Annotated in this window: 2 protein-coding genes; both read right to left on the bottom strand. The window is 42.3% G+C overall.

The features are described from left to right. Window positions 1-404: 404 nt before the first annotated feature. Window positions 405-1,328, bottom strand: a complete 924-nt coding sequence (locus ACN6OV_RS10910) for a CysB family HTH-type transcriptional regulator (protein ID WP_427952881.1) — start codon at window positions 1,326-1,328, stop codon at window positions 405-407. 53 nt (window positions 1,329-1,381) lie between these two features. Further along, window positions 1,382-2,443: a sulfate/molybdate ABC transporter ATP-binding protein gene (locus ACN6OV_RS10905; RefSeq protein ID WP_427952879.1), complete on the bottom strand. Its 1,062-nt coding sequence runs from the start codon at window positions 2,441-2,443 to the stop codon at window positions 1,382-1,384.

Here is a 2,443-nt window from a genome sequence, read left to right as displayed (position 1 = left end):
CGGAAATTTTGGCTTTTATAATAGCTGTTGAGAACTCGGTATAATGATCGGGTTGTAAAAAAGATGCGATGGACTGGTTAGAGGTTTCCAGTGCCGCAGCATAGAGGTAGCCAGGCATGAAAATACCAAGACTGATGCCGAATGCCGTAGCTTTCATAGATCCCCTCAGTTAATTTTTTTAATGATTCAACATATGTAAAAAGTATAAATATAAACATGAAATTGAATGTTTTTTATCCAATGGTTTACTTTATTTGATTTTAGGCATAATCGGCAAGTATTGTTTGAAGTTTTTGATATTTAAATGATTAAAAAATTAAAATGATTGTTTTGAACTAGCTGACGTAAAAAAAGCAATAAAAAAGGGATATTTTATATCCCTGATTTTAGAAAAAATGGAATGATTAGTCTTCTGGATAAGCCACTTTTTTCAGTGCTTTAATGTCAGCTTCTGGCGAGCAGAGTGAAATAAACTCATAGCCATAACCGCGTAGCAAATGACCTTTGCGTACCGCAATCCAGGTGGTATTTACACCAAAGATATCGGTTGGAATTTGCTTTAAACGATAGTCACGTTCAGCATCATAGGCAACATTATTGACTATACCGACCCCCATGTTCAGTTCGACATAGGTTTTGATGACATCGGCATCCAGTGCTGACATGACAATATCGACATCAATACCTGCATCTTCAAAGGCTTTGTCAATTTTAGAACGTCCTGTGAAACCGCCATGGTAGGTAATAATCGGATATTGTGCCAAGTCTTCCAGCATGATGTCTGCTTTGTTGGCAAGCGCATGGTTTTGCGGGGTGATAATACTGTGCTGCCAATTATAGTAAGGCACGCTAGCCAGATTTTCTTCAGTGGTTAAAGATTCGGTGGCAATACCAATATCTGCTTCGCCTTGCAGCAACATTTCGGTAATTTCAACCGGACTGGCTTGTTGCAAAATCAAATGGACTTTCGGAAATTCTTTTTTGAACTGGTTCACAATCGGCGGTAATACATAACGCGCCTGGGTGTGTGTAGTGGCAATGGTCAGGGTACCTTCATCAACGCGGTTAAAGTCATCTGCCAGACGTTTAATATTGTCTGCATCGACCAGCATGCGCTCAACAATACCGAGTAAAGACTGACCTGGTTCAGTCAAGCCTAGTAAACGTTTACCTTTACGGATAAACAGCTGTACCCCCAGTTCATCTTCTAAATCTTTAATATGTTTACTCACCCCTGATTGTGAGGTGTAAAGTGCTGCTGAAGCTTCGGTTAAATTAAAGTTTTGTCTAACGGTTTCTCGAATAATTCTTAATTGTTGGAAATTCATAATGCTGTATACCCTAAAGAGGATGGGACTGTTTTTGCCCCATCTATTTGTTATTAAGCGACGTCATTTGCAAACAGATGCAATGCTGTTGGACTTAACCACACGGTTTGATTTGGTTTGAATTGATGCAGTTTCGCTTCGTCAGAATTAAGCGAAATTTCAATTAAATTACCTTGGCGATCTTGAAGTTCAGCCAGCACTTTACCGGCAATCCAGATTTCACGCAGGAAAGTGGCCTGAATAGCATTTTCTTGCGGAGTTGCATGAATACGCAGTTCATTTGGGCGGGCAAAGGCAATCACATTACCTTGCGGAGCATCCTTCACCTGCGGCAGTTGCAGACGGTCATCCCCAATCTGAATGATACCTTGCTGGTTTTGGCCTTCGAAACGGTTGGCCTGACCCAGGAAGTCGAATACAAACGGTGTTGCCGGTTTTTCGTAAACTTCACGCGGTGAACCGATTTGCTCAACATTTCCTTTGTTCATGACCACGATTTGATCAGCAACTTCGAGAGCTTCTTCCTGATCGTGAGTTACGAAAATCGAGGTAATATGCAATTCATCATGCAGGGTACGTAACCAGCGACGAAGTTCCTTACGAACTTTGGCATCCAGTGCACCAAATGGTTCATCAAGCAGTAATACGCGCGGTTCAACGGCTAAAGCACGCGCCAAGGCAATACGCTGACGTTGACCACCTGAAAGTTGTGCAGGGTAACGGTCGGCCAAAAAGCCCAATTGAACCAGATCAAGCAAACGGGTGACACGTTTTTTAATTTCTGCTTCAGACGGACGGGTTGAGCGTGGGCGCACACGTAAACCAAAGGCGATGTTGTCAAATACGGTCATATGACGGAACAGAGCATAATGCTGGAATACAAAGCCAACTTCACGTTCACGCACGTGAACATTGGTTGCATCTTCACCTTCTAAAATGACCCGACCGCCATCGGCTGATTCCAGTCCTGCAATAATACGTAGCAGTGTGGTCTTGCCACAGCCAGATGGACCGAGTAATGCCACCAGCTGACCATCTGGAAAATCCAGTGAGATATTTTTCAGTGCATGGAATGCACCAAAGTGTTTTTCAATATTTTTAACTTGAATACTCAT

Source organism: Acinetobacter sp. (assembly GCF_050285345.1).
Classification (GTDB): Bacteria; Pseudomonadota; Gammaproteobacteria; order Pseudomonadales; family Moraxellaceae; genus Acinetobacter.
The sequence above is the reverse complement of the archived record's forward strand: the minus strand, read 5'-3'. Positions and strand labels throughout refer to the sequence as shown.